The following is a 16,828-nucleotide window of genomic DNA, read 5'->3' as shown; positions in this document are numbered from 1 at the left end:
AGTACAAAAAAACCTTGTACTGGCGGACGCCGTTCCGCCTTATTTTTTCGGCGCTCAGCGAGTGCCGGTACGAAAATACTTGTACAGGCGGACGCCGTTCCGCCTTATTTTTCAGCGCTATAGCGAGCGCCGGTACGAAAAAACCTTGTACTGGCGGACGCCGTTCCGCCTTATTTTTCAGCGCTCAGCGAGCGCCGGTACAAAAAAACCTTGTACAGGTGGACACCAATCCGCCTTATTTATTCGGCGCTATAGCGAGCGCCGGTACGAAAAAACTTGTACAGGTGGACGCCGTTCCGCCTTATTTATTCGGCGCTATAGCGAGCGCCGTTAAGAAAAAAGGAGGAAACAAAAAATGACCTCTGAACACAACCATATCTCCGGAGAAAGGATAAAATACCAGTATTGGTCGAGGAATCTACCTCACCTTTATGATGTAAATAAACCCATATTCATAACCTACAGAATGAAGTATGATCTACCTAAGAATGTAATGGATGACTATGCAAGGCAGGTTGACGAATATAATAAAGAACTGGACACACTTGACACAAAAGAGCGGGAAGAAAAGAAAAGAAATAAAGATGCAAAGTTTTTTACCTGGTTTGACGAGCTCCTCGCTAAAGCACCCGATGTTCCCAACTTGCTTCAAAGAGATGATATCCGTGAAGTTATTGCGGAGTCCTTTCATTATTTTGATAAGCAAAGATATAAACTACTGGCTTACTCCATTATGCCTAATCACATCCATGTGCTTATCCTCTCCAAAACTCAAGAGAATGGGGATATATATCCTATCCAGCATATTATATACACATGGAAAAAATATACTGCCCTTGCGATTAACCGACTAATAGGAAAGACCGGCAACTTTTGGCAAAAAGAGAGCTATGACCGCCTGGTAAGGGACGATTCGGAGTTGGCAAATGTGGTCAATTACATTCTGATGAATCCGGTTAAAGCTGGTTTAGTTCAGCAGTGGCAGGAGTGGAAAGGAAACTATCTAAGCCAAGATTTGATTTGACCCAGGTACCGGCGGACGCCGTTCTTGGTACTGGCGGACGCCGTTCCGCCTTATTTTTTCGGCGCTTCAGCGAGCGCCGGTACGAAAAATCCTTATTTATCGGCGCTACAGCGAGCGCCGGTACGAAAAATCACTATTCCACTTTTTCACTATTCCACTTTTCCACTATTCCACTATTTCACTATTCCACTTTTTCACTTTTCCACTTTTTCACTATTCCACTTTTTTATTAGTCGATGCCAATCACCTGTCTCAGCTCTTTTATTTTTTGGGAAGCCAGCGCGCGAGCTTTTTCACTTCCTTCTTTTAGTGCCTGCCAAATTTTTTCCTGATTGTTTATCCAGTAGTTATAATTCTCACGCAGGGGGCTTAGTTCTGAATTGATAACTTCAAAAAGTTCCATTTTTGCTTGGCCCCAACCCAATCCTCCTTGCAAATAACGCTGTCTCATTTTTTCTATCTGTTCCGGTGAGGCAAAATTTTTATAGAGGGTAAATATGTGGGAGGATTCTGGGTCTTTGGGTTCCTCAATTGTTTGGCTGTTGGTTTTGATGCTCATAACAAATCTTTTCAATTCTTTTTCGGTGCAGAACATTGGAATGGTGTTATTGTAGCTTTTGCTCATTTTGCGTCCATCAAGTCCTACAACGATTTTGGAATTTGGTTGAGTCATCGGTTGCGGGATTTTGAGTGCCTTTTTTTGATAAACGAAATTGAAACTTTGGGCAATATCTTGTGCCATTTCAATATGCTGATATTGGTCTGTCCCCACCGGCACAAAATCCGTATCAAACAACAAAATATCGGCTGCCATTAAGACAGGATAAGTATAAAGACCCATATTAACTCCATCGTCGGGATCGCGTTTTGATTCCAGATTATTTTGCAGGATTGCTTTATAGGCATGGGCGCGATTCATTAACCCCTTGGGAGTAAAAGCCATAAGGATAGTTAATAGCTCAAATGTTTCCGGAACATCACTTTGGCGATAAAACAGGGTTTTTTCCGGATCCAAACCGCAGGCAAGCCAGGCAGCGGCGATTTCAATAGTCATTTTTTTCAGTTCAACAGGGTCTTTACAGGCATTTAATGCATGGTAATCGGCAATGAAATAACGCGCTTCACAGGTTTCGGAAAGCGTTAAAGCAGGTTTTATGGCTCCCAGATAGTTTCCGAGGTGGGGTATGCCAGTGGGTTTAATTCCGGTAAGTGCTATTTTCTTCATATCGTTAATCCTCATTTTTGGGCGGGTCTGAACGGAAAATACTCATTACATCTTCTCCAATTACATCCACAATTTCCACTTCCACAATAGAACTTTTATTTTCAGGAAGTTCATCTACATATACGCAACCGTCAATTTCAGGCGCTTGAAACCATAAACGACCTACAAATTGCTGACTTTGAGCATCAAAATTTTCTATCAAAGCCGGTTGCACGGTTCCGACATATTTTTCCAGATGTTTTTGCCTTTCTTTATTCAGCTTATCTTCCCATTCAAACATCAAACTTTTGCCTTTTTTCCAGTCAAATTCATCGTAGATGTTATCCATAGGGTCTTTTGATTCAGGAGAATAAGCAAATACGCCTCCCTGCAAGATAGGTACTTCGGAAAGAAATTTTTCCAGCAGGTCTAAATCCTCTTCCGTTTCACCCGGATAATCAACCATCAAAGTAGTGCGGAAAACGGCATTGGGAACTTCTTTATGAATATATTGGAATAGTTCTTTCAATTCCTGATAGCTATTTTTCCGGTGCATTGCCTTAATGATTTTAGGGCTCACCTGTTGAAGAGGGATATCAAAGTAAGGCAATAACTTAGGGTATATTTTCCAGAGTTCTGTCCACTGATATTCAAAGTTATCCGGATGCAAATACAGAATCCGAATCCAATCATAATCTGTTTGGTTATGCAATGCCTCAATCAGTTTGGGAAGCGCTTTTTCTCCATAAATGTCGGTTCCATAACTACAGGTGTCTTGAGCCACCAAAATAAGTTCTCTACCGTATTTCTGCATTGATTTTGCTTCTTCAACGAGGGCCTCAATCGGCTCGGAAACCTGTTTTCCTCTGATATAAGGAATCATACAGTAGGAACATTTATTATTGCAGCCATCGGAAATTCGCAAATATACATAATGTCCATTTTCCAAGTGAGTTCTTTCTTTGTAGGACAACCTTTTAGGGGCGATATAAGGAGGTAGAAGATTATCCAGCAGATATTTTTCAAAAGCGGCAAAGTCCTTTAACGGAATCCAGGCATCCACTTCCGGAAATCCTTCTTTGTAATCCTCATAACCACGATTCATTATACAGCCGGTAACTATTATTTTGGTTTCTCTATCTTTAGTGTGCTTTATTATGTCACAGAGTAAATAATTCAGTTCATCTAACGCCTCACAGATAAAGGAACAACTATTAATGATAAACAAATCTGCATTATAATAGCGAGATGCTTCAGAAAAACCATATCTCTTTAAAATCGCCACAAAACGCTCGCTGTCCACTAAATTTTTGGGACAACCCAAACTTTCAAAGGTATAAGTAGTCATTTCAGTAAGTGGATAAAAAGTCCGCTGCGTAATTTGGGCTCAAACCAAGTTGATTTGGGAGGCATAATTTCGCCTGCATCCGCAATACTGATAAGTTCATCCATACTGGTGGGATACATAGCAAAAGCAACTGCTTCTTTTCCACTATCTACTCTTTTTACTAATTCACCCAGACCTCTGATTCCGCCGATAAAATCAATTCTTTTATCGGTGCGGGGGTCTTTAATGCCGAGAATAGGATTGAGCAGATTGTTTTGCAGAATGGAAACATCCAGGTCTTCCACTATGTTCTTTTCATTCCAAGTTCCCGGTTTGGGTTCTAAACGATACCATTTGCCATCCAGATACATACTGATGGTGTGTTTCTTGGAAGGAGCAAAGTTTTCGCCCTCTGGAATGGGAGTGACATTCCATTTTTCCGATACTTTGGCTAAGAATTCTTCCTTGCTTAAGCCGTTTAAATCTTTAACCACGCGGTTATAATCATAAATTTTCAGCTGACTATCAGGAAAGATGACTGCCATAAAAAAGTTGAATTCTTCGTCGCCTTTATAATCAGGAAACTGTTCTCGTCTTTTAAGCCCAACTTTTGCTGCGCTGGCAGTTCTGTGATGCCCATCTGCAACATATAAATTGGGCAAAGCGGCAAAGGCATTTTGAATGGTGGCTATATCATCTAAATCGTCCATAACCCAAAGCGTATGTCCAATGCCATCATCACTGGTAAAATCATATTCCGGTTTCTTATTAGCCATAACTTTGGCTACGGTTTGGTCAATAATATCCTGGTGACGGTAAGTAAAAAATACAGGTGAAGGATGTGCATCACAGGCATCAATATGGCGAATGCGGTCTGCTTCTTTTTCGGCACGGGTTAATTCATGCTTTTTGATGGTGCCATCCATATATTCATCCACGGAAGTTAAGCCCACTAAACCGATCTGAGAACGGCCATCCATAACTTCTTTATAGATGTAGTATGCTGGTTTTGCATCCTGTTTCATATAGCCATTGGTAACATATTTATAGAGGTTTTCTCTGGCTTTGGCATAAACAGCGGGATCGTATAAATCAGTTCCGATGGGAAGATCAATTTCCGGTTTTTCTACATGGAGAAAGCTTAACGGGTTTTTTTGCACTTCGAGGCGCGCTTCCTCTGAATCCATAACATCATAGGGCAAAGAAGCTATTGCTTTTGCTTTGTCCTGAACGGGCCTTAGGGCTTTAAAAGGTTTGAAGGTTGACATTTTATACTCCTTAATATATTATATTTTGTAGTTGTGTTATGGCGAGATGGTGAGATGGCGAGATAGCGAGATAGCGAAATGGTGAGATAGCGAAATGGCGAAATGGCGAAATGGCGAGATGGTGAGATGGCGAGATGGTCATTTTGCTACTTTATTATTTCTGGTTTGTAGTTGATACTGAAGAGACCAAATCTGTTTACTAAGTATTTCTGTTTCAGCAAGAATTGGCTTTATATCCGTTATGCATACAATTTCACAACGCTCAGATAACAATAAGTGGGTTTCCAACTCTCGTAAACTTCCTGAGGCAATCCTTAAATAATGGATAAATTCTTTACTCATTTTTCTTCCCCAACCTTCTGCAATATTTGCAGGAATTGAATCAGCAGATCTTCTAATCTGGCTAACCATATTATACCTTTCTTCAGAAGGGAATTTTTTTGTTAACCTATAAGCCATTTCTGCTATATTCATACTTCTTTGCCAGATATCCAAATCACGATAACTTCTGATTTTTCCATTATTCATTTTCTATCTCCATTGATGCTATTCTATCTCGCCATTTCGCCATTTCGCTGTCTCGCCATCTCGCTATCTCACCATCTCGCTATCTCGCTTTTCCGCTATCCAAAATACTGTCTAAGCACTTTCATAAGATACAAATGGTCTTCCGTTCCCCCTGTTTCACGAACAGAATGCATTGCCCAGATTGGATTTCCGATATCAACGGTATTTAGTCCTAAGCGAGCAGATAAAATAGGCCCAATGGTTATTCCACCTGTCCCATCACTGCGCACGACAAACTTCTGATAAGGAACTTTTACTTTCTCACAAAGTTGGATAAAGCGATAAGAACTTTCTGCATTTGAGGCGTATCTGCTATAAGCATCAAACTTAATCACGGGTCCTTTATTCATCAGGGGAGCATAATCTGGATCATATTTTTCGGCAAAGGAAGGATGCCAAGCATTAGCTACATCGGCACTAATAAAAAAGCTGTTCCGTAACGCCAGATAAAAATCCTCTCTGCTGTTACTTTGGCTAAGGCAAATCCTTTCCAATATTTCATCCAATAATAAGGAATCTGCTCCCTGGGAAGTGAGCGAACCGATTTCTTCATTATCAAAAAAGATGCCGAGAGCAGTTTTATTAGGTTTTTCACACTTAAGCAAGGCAGACAGAATGCAATGAGTCATCGATAGATTATCCAGTCCCTGGGCAGCAATCATATCTTGATCCAAACCAATGAGTTGGGCTGGGGCAAAATCATACAAAAACAGCTCTGTTTCTACGATTTGTTCTTCTTTTATCTGCAATTCTTTCGCTATTGCAGTATAAAGTGGATTTGCGCTTGAGGCATTCACGCTCAAGAGCGCATTTAATTGTGTTTGGGCATTATAGCTAAAGCCCTTGTTTACTTCGCGATTTAAGTGAATTGCCACATTGGGAATGATCGCCACGGGCTTTTTTAAGTCCACAGATTCCACTTTATAGCCCTTGGTGGTTTTAACGACCACTTTGCCGGCTATGCCAAGTTCGCGATCTAACCAACTGCTAATAATAGGTGAGCCATACACCTGCACACCGATTTTAGTAATTCCTTTATCGGTTTTTATGCTTTGTGGCTTCAGTTTCAGACAGGGGTAGTCGATATGGCTTCCGGCAAGGTTAAAACCAGCTTTGGCAACTGGTTCACTGCCAACTACAAAAGCAACAACCGCTGTTCCAAAACGCCGGAGATAATATTTCCCGCCGCTAATAAGTTTAAAAGGTTTATCTTCAGCAAGGGCGATAAAGCCAGCTGACTCTAAGCGTTTTTGTATTTCCTTACTCGCCAGAAAACTGCTTCTGCTACCAGTGAGGAAATTTAGTAAATCCTTTATTGAACTGTCCATAACTAACTCCTATCATAAAATTCATAAATCCATCTTTTTAAGCTCTGCTTTTGTGTCAAGCAAGGGAATCTTAAAAAAAAATCAATTTTGTCACCGATTTCTCAATTTTTGTCACCCCCTTATAAGTGAAGGCAAGATTTCCGGAAACGCCTAAGAAAAAAAATAAGCATAGGAGCTTAAAATGAAAGTAACATTCAAGTATGGAATCAAGACCTATTCTGGCACAGTTGATGAAATGACCTTTGGAAGCTATCGCGATGGTAGCATCTGCATAGGTCGCAAGTATGTAAAACCTCGCCTCTCTGAACAAAACAATGTGATGGCGTCCAAAATGAAAAACCTGTCGATTATTTATTCTGCTGTTTCTTCCGATTACAAAGAAGAATTGAAGCAGTATGCCATTCTAAATGCCGTAAATGTTCCCAAACATTCTATTCCACCCAACGCGTATGCCATCTGGATCAGGATGATGTTCCTCTTTGCCGAGATGAGCGAAGGACACATAGAACTGGAAAGTGTAACTTATTCTGATTTGCAAACTTTGGGCTTGGATATTCTATCTATTTCTGCCGCCGTGGAAAATGGCTATCTTGATGATGTCATCGGGGCAGACGAATTAACCGCCAATATGTAAAAAAAAGAGGTGAAAAATGACTGATAAAGCTACTTTGACAAAAGAACTGGCTACCCGTATCAACAAACTTCTGGATATCCCACTTATTAACGAACAGAATGAGCAGGCATTCTTCGAATTTGTGCTCTCCTTTCTGCTCAATGTCTTCTTGGACGAATTGGATAAGCAGCTAATCCAGTAGTTGCAGACCTGAACAATGTGCCCCGGTGCTCTGCCGGGGCATTTTTTTACTGTAAATCAGAAGTCAAAATCAAGTTAGGAGTCAGAAATCACTATGAAAACTTTTTTCCTTCGCAAGAAAATGTGTAGCCGGAGGACGCCGTTCCTCCGCAAAAAAAATGTGTAGCCGGAGGACGCCGTTCCTCCGCAAAACCAAATGCGGAGCTTCAGCGAGCTCCGGCTACCTGGAAGATTTGCACCCAAAATTATCACTGGGTTTCACCTTTTCACCTTTTCACCTTTCCACCTTTCCACCTTTTCACTGTCTTGCGGAGCTTCAGCGAGCTCCGGCTACCATTCCCTCTCGACTTCTCGACCTCAAGACCTCTCGACCCCTTTCCACCTTTTCACTTTTTTGCGGAGCTTCAGCGAGCTCCGGCTACCCTCCCCCCTCTCGACTTCTCGACTTCTCGACCTCAAGACCTCTCGACTTCTTTTCACTTTTTCCTTGACTCTACAAACCCATAAATGAGGATTGCATTATGATAAATAGAATCAAAATTTTAGGCATTGAATATGCTATCTGGCTATATGTGATTGCCTGTATTGGCTGGTTTTTATTGCGTTTAGGCAGCATAACCTTAAGTGGAGGCATAATACTGTTAGTTCCTCTGCTGATAGCGTTTATAATCACTTTAGGTAAAAATTGCCTTGGCACTAAAATCATCTTTGCGGAAATGCCGGGTTCTTTCTGGAAAATTGAGCTTGGCTTTGTAGTTATAATCACTTTTATAATGGCTTGGGTGATTGTAGAAGTTAAGCCCAATGCTTTTTTTACGCAGGCAGCCAACACTCAGTCCATAGTTAGCGGAATCTTCAATCCCAATCTGAAAGAATTAGTTCCGATGCTATCCGCTTTGGTAGAGACCATCTATCTGGCTTTGCTGGCAACGATTTTTGCCATTCCATTTGCTTTTGTGCTTTCGTTCTTCGCAGCCAAGAATTTAATGTTCCATTCTGTAATCGGAAGGATTGTATATATAATCATCCGAACAGTTTCCACGGTGGTCAGAAGCATAGAAGCAATCGTTTGGGCGATTATTTTTTGCGTTTGGGTGGGCATTGGTCCATTTGCTGGAATGTTAGCTTTGTGGATTCATTCCATTGCTGCGCTGGTAAAACTTTACAGTGAACAGATTGAAAATATTGATCCCGGACCCGTGGAGGCAATAAAGGCAACGGGTGCTTCCACTTTACAGGTCTGGCGTTATGGAGTCACTCCCCAGATTTTGGCTCCTTACTTAGCTTTTACCATTTACCGTTGGGATATGAACATTCGGATGGCTACCGTAGTTGGTTTTGTAGGTGGGGGTGGAATTGGTCTTGCCCTTTATCAACAGCAGCAAATGCTTGCCTGGCGAAATGTAGGTTTAATAATGTGGTTAATTGCCTTAGTTGTTTGGGTTATGGATATGTTAAGCGGTTATATCCGTTCCAAACTTGTTACATATTAGAGGTTACAATATGAATTCCTATAATCCGGTAGAACTAATCATCAAAAAGCGGGATGCTTATGAGCTTACTGCAGCGGAAATTGCCTATTTTATCAGTGCCTTTTTAAAGGGAGAAATTACTGATTACCAAATGAGCGCTTTTTTAATGGCTTGTTTTTTACAAGGGCTTTCGGAAACAGAAATAGAAGCATTAACGGAAGCATATATCGCTTCCGGGCATACTCTTAGCTTTGGGAAAGGTCTTCCTGTCGCCGATAAACACTCCACCGGCGGAGTAGGAGATAAAATCAGTTTGATGCTGGCTCCCATTGCCGCTGCTTTGGGTTTGCTGGTTCCGATGATTTCGGGACGCGGTTTGGGACATACAGGTGGCACCTTAGATAAGCTGGAATCCATTCTCGGATTCCAAACCTCATTTTCTATGCAGGAATTTAAAAAGCTGGTGGAAAAGCACGGTTTGGCTTTAGCAGGTCAGTCCGAAGAGCTTGTTCCCGCCGATAAAAAAATCTATGCTTTGCGTGATGTTACCGGCACGGTAGAAAGCCCCGGCTTAATAACCGCCAGCATTATGAGCAAAAAAATAGCTGAAGGTGCCTTGCATCTGGTTATTGACCTCAAAATCGGTAGCGGTGCTTTTATGCCGAATATTAGAAAGGCAAATAAACTGGCTCATTTACTGCTAAATACTGGCAAGAGCTTTGGTCAGAAGGTCAGAGTTGTTTTTTCCAATATGAATTCGCCTTTGGGAAATGCCGTTGGCAATGCTTTGGAAATGATTGAAGCAATTGAATATTTAAAAGGGAATTATCTGCCAGATACTTATGAACTTACTACTGAGCTTGTTACCCAAATGCTGTTCAGCACAGGCAAAGCGGAAGATTATTCCCAGGCAAAAAAAATGATAGATGAAGCTGTCTTAAGCGGCAAAGCATTGGAAAAATTACAGGAAATTATTATTGCCCAGGGGGGAGAACCAAGAGTAATTGATGACTATTCTTTTTTTTCGCGGGCTAATGTATCCGTTCCTATTATAGCCAAACAAAACGGTTGGGTGCAAAGCATTGATAGCCGCACAATTGGCTATGCTTTAGTCCACATTAAAGCTGGCAGACAAAAAGTTACAGATACGCTTGATTATAGCGCCGGCGCTTTGCTTTATCCTAAAATCGGGGATGAAATAAGAGCAGGAGATAAAATTGGCGAGGTCTTTGCCTCCCATCAAAGCTTAGCGGAAGAAGCGGCAAGGCGGATTTTAAGTGCCTATACTATAGCGGACAACAAGAAAAACAAAGAACGAATGATCCACCTGCTTATTTTTTCGGAGGATTGCTAACTTATATAAACCCTTTCCCTTCAGGAAGCAATAATATTCTAAGATTGAAGCGAATGTTGAGCAGTACCGACTTGCAAAGCTTAAAAGCTTGTGGTTTGGAAAGATCGGAACTTTGGATTAGTGATGAACAAATGGACTAATCAAGGCGATAGAAGAATGTTATCCTGGGTAACTATGACAACGCTGCATTGTTCACTGGATGCGCAATACCCAGAGCAGAGCATCAAAGGCATATCTACTGTGGCTGCGTCCACTATTAAAAGACCTGGTAGCTTGCAGAATTAGGGAGTCGTTTGGGTTGCCTACGGTTGTTTGATTCTATCCTACAAGGATATTCAGAGGATTGGATAAACAGGAAATTGCCTCTTTCAGAGCCATTGGAAAGGATCAGGGAAAACCTGACAAGTCCTATATCGTTTGATTCGTCGCGACGAGGTAGCTTTTGAGGAAAAAAATAATTTGACAAGAATTTACAAGATGAAAATAATACAAACAGTCGTTAGATATTATATAGAGTGTAGAATTGAGGATAATTAGAATGTCCTCAAATAACCTGAGGAACAATGTGTTGGATTTTGCGCCAACATTTGGGACTCAACTTGAACGAATTAGTTGGAGGATTTATGAAACTAATTCCTTTGTTGATAATGTGTGTCATAGTAGCAGTAAACTTGTCCGCACAGATTGACAGCACTTTTGTGCGTTATTACTACCCCACAACCCAAACTCTACCAGCATGGGAATCCTTTCCAATTAGTCAAACACTAGCAGCTAATGTATTCGAAGCTTATGACGGGAATTTTGTCCTGCAAGCCATGGCTACATTCCATTCTCCTCCCCCAGAATGGGTTTTTCCTCAGTCACCGATGATGCTCTACTCCCGAAATGGTGTGTATCAAAGCACCTTATTCGGGCCTCAGGTCGATGGCGATATAGTTGAAGGATACTATACGCGAATTGTGAAAGATGGGCTTGGTGGTTATCTCGCTCTGGATAGCCATTACCACCGATTGCAACGGTTGGATGCTAATCTTCAGTATGTTGAGCAGATTACCTTGTATTGTACTGATGGAATAATGGGTTCAGTAAATGATATTCTGCGTGTAGAAAACGGTTTTATAATCACCGGGTATATTCAAGGTACAAACAATACCGGAATTGTCAAGTATAACTATGCTTTAGAATGCCTTTGGCAATATCAAACACCGGTACATTCCAATGCCTCAATTACAACTACCTCTGATGGTGGAATTTTGTATAATTGGTGGTATTCACCTATGATGAGATTAATGAAAATAACTGCTGATGGTGATTCATTATGGACTAAAGAATACATTCCTGGAGCGTACAAAGAAAGTATTATTGAATCTAACGGGAACTATTTTGGTTTAAGATACAACGACAATGTAGTGGATGGGCTTCTTAGGGTGTACGATTATGGAGTAGACTTTTCTATTATAAATCCTAACACACCAATTCTCACAATCCCAACTTATGAGCTCCTTGATGAAGAAATAGTATTTCCTGCCATAAGGACTAATGATAACAACATTATCCTTGCGGTTTCCACACCCACGGGAGAGATATTCAAGTTTGATGGTGCTTTTAATATGCTTTGGAGCAGCAATGCTTTACCAATTGAAAGAATCGGAGTAGGTAAGCACCCATTATTAGAATTAGATAATGGGGATATTCTGTATTGTGCAACTGTAATAGAACTTCCGCGACGCCTGGGACTTGTCAGAATTGATTCAAATGGTAACTATGTTGGCGTTTCAGATGATACAGAGCAAACTCCCCCTACTCGCTGTATCTCGGCCTATCCCAATCCCTTTACTGCCTTCACTAATCTTAAAGTTATTTTACCCTCAAAACTGGATGACTCAATGCCAAGAGTAACCACCGCAAGCATTGATATCTATAACATCAAAGGTCAAAAAGTGAAGAGCATCTCGCTTGATCCCAATAAGACAATTGAGCAATACACCTATTGGGATGGCAGAGATGCTGGCGGCAAAAAGTGTTCCAGTGGTATATACTTTCTCAACTTGTCGGTTAATGGTAAACGATGCTTGAGTAAAAAGGTTACCCTTTTCAGATGACCTCTCTGAAGTAATCAACCATCATATAGATACAATAGTCGTAGTCCTTCACTTCCAATGAAAGGGTAGAAACGGTTTTTGTCTTCAAGTGAAGTGTTGACTCAATATCTGGTCTCTCGCAAGCACTCAACTTCTTGGTTGACAAGAAGCAGAAGATTAGTTATACTGTTAGTATGCATTTCTAATCAGATTGCTTGCTTAAATGAGATTTAAAAAAGTCAGATGTATAAAGGATGTATTAAGAACAAACTCAGGTAGAAGGAATGATGAAAAAGTATTGGTTTTGCCTATTCTATCTATTGCTTATGGTAGTCAAGTTGACAGGATTACCTTATGAGCAAACAGGGGAATATATATTATGAAGACATCGAAAAGAAGTCAAGTTGACATCGCTACCCGAGTGGCCTCAGCGAAGCAAACAATGTCTCAGGTTATTACATTCAATCCGCTATGGGCATTACGATGCCTGATTATCTATATTCCTCTGTGCTTTCTTTTGCCCCTATCCGCACTTACCCGTTCCGTATCCCTGGATGGTTCACAGCCATATAGCAGCATCCAGAGTGCGATAAACGACTGCAATAATGGTGATACGGTTCTGGTGTATCCGGGACGCTACTATGAGAATGTAGTATTTGGCGGCAAGATAATCACCCTCTGCTCTTTGGAAGCAGTCACCAATGACAGCAGCTTTATCAGCGCTACGATAATTGACGGCAACAATTCCAATCCATGCGTGAGGTTTGTCAATGAAGAACAGGGTGTTACTCTGAGGGGTCTGACCCTGGAACACGGCATCGGCTATCCCTTTGGGGCTCAGGACGAGAGATGGGGAGGTGGGGTTTTTGTCCGCACCAATTGCAGCGTGAGTATCACTAACTGCGTGGTTAAAAATAACCGAGCAGTATTGGGAGGAGGTATCTCAGCTTATAAGTCCTCACTAAATCTGGCTGGGACCAATGTCCACAGCAACTATGCTTCAGGTTCCGGAGGTGGCATTTTTATCATGAGTAACAGAAGTGTAATCCCCAATATCATTTTCGATGAAGTCAATCGCTGCTCCGTGTACGAAAACTACGGTTGCATGCCCTGTGATATCATTGTAACCGATCTGATGACCAATCTGGAGATCTATCTGGATCTGGTCTCGGTACCCAATCCGGGTGATTTCTACTTTGGCCGTCATGCCAATTTTACGGATACACAGGGTTACAGCGATAACTATCATTATCTTCGCGCTTTTCGGCAGGAGGTAAACCACGATATCTATGTAAGCCCTGATGGGGACGACGATAACAGCGGCTACAGTCCTGAACTTGCTATGAAAAACATCGCCAAAGCCATACACAAAATCGCCCCGGACAGCACCAATACTAAAACAGTACACATCCTGCCGGGTACATATACCAGCGAAGATCAATTCAACCCCATGGTTCCTATCAGGTCTCATGTGAATATCGTTGGTGCTGGGCCAGATTCCACCCTGCTCGTAGTTACGAATAGCATTGAAGGTATCAATAATAATGTAGTGTCCGGATGCTATAGTAAAAATACCCAAATATCAGGTTTTACTATCACATCATCAATAATAGATGGCGTTTGGCCGATACTAAACTTATGTTCTCTAGAAAAGTCCAGCATTTCAAATGTAACGATACGGGATCTCGTTGCTAGTAATAGAGGCAGCATAATGATTACAGAACCAATTGATGTCCTGCTTAAGAATATAAGAGTTTACGATATTGATGCCGAAGATAGGGGAGGGATCTACTCTTCAGAATGGGATAGTGGCGCCATCATCGACTGCGAGTTCCGCAATATCCGGTCTGTCTTCAATGATCCAGAAGAGGATCCAGTGGTTATGTTCATCATAAATGTAAATGATTCCCTGAGCATTCAGAATTGTATCTTCAGTAATTTTGAGACCTCACCCGGGCAGACTGCCTTTGCCATTACCGATGGCCTGAACGACAATGCTCCGCTCAATGTGAACATCACCGGATGCCTCTTTAGTAATATGAGTAATGATACTTATCCCCCGATAGTATTTGGCAATCAGAGTACCGAAAGCTTCAAGATCACAAACAACACCTTTGTAAACCTTGAGGGCTGGCCGGCAGCGCTATTCTTGATTGGGCACCACCAACTCCAGAACAACATCTTCTACAATCCACTGTGCAATTATGAGCTTTCAGTGATGACAGTACCCATCTCACCGGTCTCCAATATTTATCTGGACTACAACAATATCCGCGGCGGAAGTCAGGGAATCATCACCGGTCCCAATTGCTTTGTGGAATATGGCACCACCAATATCAGCGACAATCCGGACTTATATAGTTTGGATAGCGAAAGTCGTTTTTTTGCGCAACTAACTGCATCCTCACCCTGTATAAACGCTGCCACTCCCGATACTACGGGCTTAGCATTACTACCCTATGACCTGGCAGGCAATCACCGAGTTTGGGATGGCAGGATAGATATGGGCTGTTTTGAGTTTGGCTCTCTGCCCTATGTTGGTATTGACGATCCGTTAACTCCGGCTTTGCAGAAGGGGCTTTTATCTGCATATCCCAATCCGTTTACTGCCTTCACTAATCTTAAAGTTATTTTACCCTCAAAACTGGATGACTCAATGCCAAGAGTAACCACTGCAAGCATCGATATCTATAATATCAAAGGTCAAAAAGTGAAGAGCATCTCGCTTGATCCCAATAAGACAATTGAGCAATACACCTATTGGGATGGCAGAGATGCTGGCGGTAAAAAGTGTTCAAGTGGTATATACTTTCTCAACTTGTCGGTTAATGGTAAACGATGCTTGAGTAAAAAGGTTACCCTTTTTAGATGATCTTCCTGAAGTAATTACCCATCTTATAGATACAATAGTTGTAGTCCTACACTTCCAATGAAAGGGTAGAAACGTTTATGTGTTCTAAATCCGACAACCGGGTTCGTCTCTGATCATACCGCTTCCCCGCATAGGAAGTAAAAGATTTTTGCTCCATTTATGTGTAACGATCTTATTTTATAGAATCCCGCAATTTATCGATTTCTAATAAAAAAGTTATTGACATTATGATTGCCTTGCGCTTTTATAGAAATAATCAAACTTAGTGAGGTGATTATGTCTTTCAAACGAGTTTTAATCGCTACCATTACTGGATTGCTTTGCGGGATAGTGGCTATCTTGATAGCCAAAAGTTCATATCCCAATCCTTTGGCTAAAAAATTGATAGCCAATATCTTTGCCAGTCGGGTTCTGATTGGTTTTGTCATTGGAATCAGCGCTTGCAAGATAATTTGGTCCCTACACGGATTGTTATTGGGGATAATTGTCAGCATTCCTTTTTCTTTTGGAGCGATGGCATATCCGACGGCTGTTTTAGGCAAATGGCATATCTTTTTCTTAACAATCATTTTGGGAGCAATTTACGGGTTATTCATTGAACTAATTACCAGCGTTGTTTTTAAAGCCAAACAGGCATAATGGGAGGAGATGATATCGCATATTCGCATTGCTTTTTACGGGTTGCCAAAATTATGGTTGACAGAAATACCGCCATTAAATGAATGACATTTAGAAAATCGTTCCGGAATAGCTCAGCGGTAGAGCGGGTGGCTGTTAACCACTAGGTCGGGGGTTCGAACCCCTCTTCCGGAGCCATTTTTTTTGTTCTTTAAAGGAGGTTACCTTTTTAGCAAGGGAAACCGACTACCTAATTACAGCAATATTCACAACAGGAGAACAGGAACAATGCACAAAATTATGCTTATCATTCTGGGATTGTTGGCTACAACATTCTGTTTAGCTCAGGAATCACCCGTTATGCTTTATCTGCAAAATCCCTCTTTAGATACCTATCAGAATGCGGTTCAATATCTTATAGAGAAGGATAAGGAAGGGGAAAGCGGCATTCAGGCAAAATTGAATCTTGCCTATATCAGCAATCTGGAATCCAATCGCCTTTTGGAAATTGCTCAGGCAGCCGTTGATAGCTTAAAGCCGGGAGAGCGTTTTGCCTTGGCAAATATTTATCTCGAAACCGGAAAATACACTGAAGCCATAAACATTTATGAACTTTTAAATAAAACAACTCCCAAGTGGAGCTGTCCTTGGCGTCATAAAGGCGAAGCACTTTACCAAACCGGAAATTTTACAGCCGCCAAAAAGTCCTTGGAAAATGCCATAGAAACCAATAAAGAACATTACGATGCCTACATTTGGTATGCCAAGACCCTCTATGAACTGAAAGAATATAAACAGGCATTATCCGCTCTCGAAACGGCGTTCAGCTTACCTTCCAACTCGGAAGAGAGCGAGTTTGACCAGGCAAATCCCGAACCAGAAATCACTCAACTCTATCA

16 protein-coding genes and 1 tRNA gene are annotated in these 16,828 nt (G+C 41.4%); 12 read left to right on the top strand and 5 right to left on the bottom strand.

What is annotated here, in order from left to right; all coding sequences use genetic code 11:
- Together ABFC98_05300 and ABFC98_05295 are read left to right on the top strand one after the other, a co-directional pair.
- The coding region (locus tag ABFC98_05300) for a hypothetical protein (protein ID MEN6445444.1) at positions 1 to 359 on the top strand (359 nt) is incomplete at its 5' end.
- Complete coding sequence (locus tag ABFC98_05295) at positions 356 to 1,024, top strand: transposase (GenBank protein ID MEN6445443.1); 669 nt, start codon at positions 356 to 358, stop codon at positions 1,022 to 1,024. The genes ABFC98_05300 and ABFC98_05295, both read left to right, overlap by 4 nt.
- A 229-nt stretch (positions 1,025 to 1,253) precedes the next feature.
- Here ABFC98_05295 and trpS read toward each other — a convergent pair whose 3' ends face one another.
- From trpS to ABFC98_05270, 5 genes are all read right to left on the bottom strand, one after another.
- Positions 1,254 to 2,249: a tryptophan--tRNA ligase gene (gene trpS / locus ABFC98_05290; GenBank protein ID MEN6445442.1), complete on the bottom strand. Its 996-nt coding sequence runs from the start codon at positions 2,247 to 2,249 to the stop codon at positions 1,254 to 1,256.
- A gap of 4 nt (positions 2,250 to 2,253) precedes the next feature.
- Entirely contained in the window at positions 2,254 to 3,576 is a 1,323-nt protein-coding gene (locus ABFC98_05285) for a MiaB/RimO family radical SAM methylthiotransferase (protein MEN6445441.1), read from the bottom strand.
- The gene (locus tag ABFC98_05280) at positions 3,573 to 4,823 is read right to left on the bottom strand and encodes a DUF1015 family protein (GenBank protein MEN6445440.1); all 1,251 of its coding nucleotides are present in this window, start codon (positions 4,821 to 4,823) and stop codon (positions 3,573 to 3,575) included. The genes ABFC98_05285 and ABFC98_05280 overlap by 4 nt, the downstream gene beginning before the upstream one ends.
- A gap of 138 nt (positions 4,824 to 4,961) precedes the next feature.
- Entirely contained in the window at positions 4,962 to 5,351 is a 390-nt protein-coding gene (locus ABFC98_05275) for a four helix bundle protein (protein ID MEN6445439.1), read from the bottom strand.
- A gap of 95 nt (positions 5,352 to 5,446) precedes the next feature.
- Entirely contained in the window at positions 5,447 to 6,718 is a 1,272-nt protein-coding gene (locus ABFC98_05270) for a M18 family aminopeptidase (GenBank protein ID MEN6445438.1), read from the bottom strand.
- A 181-nt stretch (positions 6,719 to 6,899) separates the two neighbouring features.
- Here ABFC98_05270 and ABFC98_05265 point away from each other — a divergent pair, with 181 nt between their 5' ends.
- The 10 genes from ABFC98_05265 to ABFC98_05220 form a co-directional block, all read left to right on the top strand.
- Positions 6,900 to 7,352, top strand: coding sequence for a hypothetical protein (locus ABFC98_05265; protein ID MEN6445437.1), 453 nt, complete (start codon positions 6,900 to 6,902; stop codon positions 7,350 to 7,352).
- Between the two features lie 16 nt (positions 7,353 to 7,368).
- Positions 7,369 to 7,533 carry a hypothetical protein gene (locus tag ABFC98_05260; protein MEN6445436.1) on the top strand — a complete coding sequence of 55 codons (165 nt, stop codon included), beginning with the start codon at positions 7,369 to 7,371 and terminating at the stop codon, positions 7,531 to 7,533.
- 520 nt (positions 7,534 to 8,053) lie between these two features.
- Positions 8,054 to 9,025, top strand: a complete 972-nt coding sequence (gene phnE, locus ABFC98_05255; GenBank protein ID MEN6445435.1) for a phosphonate ABC transporter, permease protein PhnE — start codon at positions 8,054 to 8,056, stop codon at positions 9,023 to 9,025.
- Positions 9,026 to 9,035: 10 nt separating this feature from the next.
- Positions 9,036 to 10,358 (top strand): thymidine phosphorylase, encoded by a 1,323-nt coding sequence (locus ABFC98_05250; GenBank protein MEN6445434.1) that lies wholly within the window; start codon positions 9,036 to 9,038, stop codon positions 10,356 to 10,358.
- 123 nt (positions 10,359 to 10,481) lie between these two features.
- Positions 10,482 to 10,643, top strand: a complete 162-nt coding sequence (locus ABFC98_05245) for a hypothetical protein (GenBank protein MEN6445433.1) — start codon at positions 10,482 to 10,484, stop codon at positions 10,641 to 10,643.
- 338 nt (positions 10,644 to 10,981) lie between these two features.
- Complete coding sequence (locus ABFC98_05240) at positions 10,982 to 12,460, top strand: T9SS type A sorting domain-containing protein (GenBank protein ID MEN6445432.1); 1,479 nt, start codon at positions 10,982 to 10,984, stop codon at positions 12,458 to 12,460.
- A gap of 358 nt (positions 12,461 to 12,818) precedes the next feature.
- Positions 12,819 to 15,311, top strand: a complete 2,493-nt coding sequence (locus ABFC98_05235; GenBank protein ID MEN6445431.1) for a T9SS type A sorting domain-containing protein — start codon at positions 12,819 to 12,821, stop codon at positions 15,309 to 15,311.
- A gap of 276 nt (positions 15,312 to 15,587) precedes the next feature.
- Positions 15,588 to 15,950: a hypothetical protein gene (locus tag ABFC98_05230; GenBank protein ID MEN6445430.1), complete on the top strand. Its 363-nt coding sequence runs from the start codon at positions 15,588 to 15,590 to the stop codon at positions 15,948 to 15,950.
- 102 nt (positions 15,951 to 16,052) lie between these two features.
- A tRNA-Asn gene (locus ABFC98_05225) sits at positions 16,053 to 16,127 on the top strand.
- A 90-nt stretch (positions 16,128 to 16,217) separates the two neighbouring features.
- On the top strand, positions 16,218 to 16,828 hold a 611-nt coding region (locus ABFC98_05220), incomplete at its 3' end, for a tetratricopeptide repeat protein (GenBank protein ID MEN6445429.1).

It is taken from the genome of Candidatus Cloacimonas sp. (assembly GCA_039680785.1).
Taxonomy (GTDB): domain Bacteria; phylum Cloacimonadota; class Cloacimonadia; order Cloacimonadales; family Cloacimonadaceae; genus Cloacimonas.
This window is presented reverse-complemented; position numbering and strand designations above follow the sequence as displayed.

Bases quoted from the DNA above. Each gene is read 5' to 3' on its own strand.
- ABFC98_05295 (MEN6445443.1), top strand. From the start codon at position 356: ATGACCTCTGAACACAACCATATCTCCGGAGAAAGGATAAAATACCAG.
- trpS (MEN6445442.1), bottom strand. From the start codon at position 2,249: ATGAAGAAAATAGCACTTACCGGAATTAAACCCACTGGCATACCCCAC.
- ABFC98_05285 (MEN6445441.1), bottom strand. From the start codon at position 3,576: ATGACTACTTATACCTTTGAAAGTTTGGGTTGTCCCAAAAATTTAGTG.
- ABFC98_05280 (MEN6445440.1), bottom strand. From the start codon at position 4,823: ATGTCAACCTTCAAACCTTTTAAAGCCCTAAGGCCCGTTCAGGACAAA.
- ABFC98_05275 (MEN6445439.1), bottom strand. From the start codon at position 5,351: ATGAATAATGGAAAAATCAGAAGTTATCGTGATTTGGATATCTGGCAA.
- ABFC98_05270 (MEN6445438.1), bottom strand. From the start codon at position 6,718: ATGGACAGTTCAATAAAGGATTTACTAAATTTCCTCACTGGTAGCAGA.
- ABFC98_05265 (MEN6445437.1), top strand. From the start codon at position 6,900: ATGAAAGTAACATTCAAGTATGGAATCAAGACCTATTCTGGCACAGTT.
- ABFC98_05260 (MEN6445436.1), top strand. From the start codon at position 7,369: ATGACTGATAAAGCTACTTTGACAAAAGAACTGGCTACCCGTATCAAC.
- phnE (MEN6445435.1), top strand. From the start codon at position 8,054: ATGATAAATAGAATCAAAATTTTAGGCATTGAATATGCTATCTGGCTA.
- ABFC98_05250 (MEN6445434.1), top strand. From the start codon at position 9,036: ATGAATTCCTATAATCCGGTAGAACTAATCATCAAAAAGCGGGATGCT.
- ABFC98_05245 (MEN6445433.1), top strand. From the start codon at position 10,482: ATGAACAAATGGACTAATCAAGGCGATAGAAGAATGTTATCCTGGGTA.
- ABFC98_05240 (MEN6445432.1), top strand. From the start codon at position 10,982: ATGAAACTAATTCCTTTGTTGATAATGTGTGTCATAGTAGCAGTAAAC.
- ABFC98_05235 (MEN6445431.1), top strand. From the start codon at position 12,819: ATGAAGACATCGAAAAGAAGTCAAGTTGACATCGCTACCCGAGTGGCC.
- ABFC98_05230 (MEN6445430.1), top strand. From the start codon at position 15,588: ATGTCTTTCAAACGAGTTTTAATCGCTACCATTACTGGATTGCTTTGC.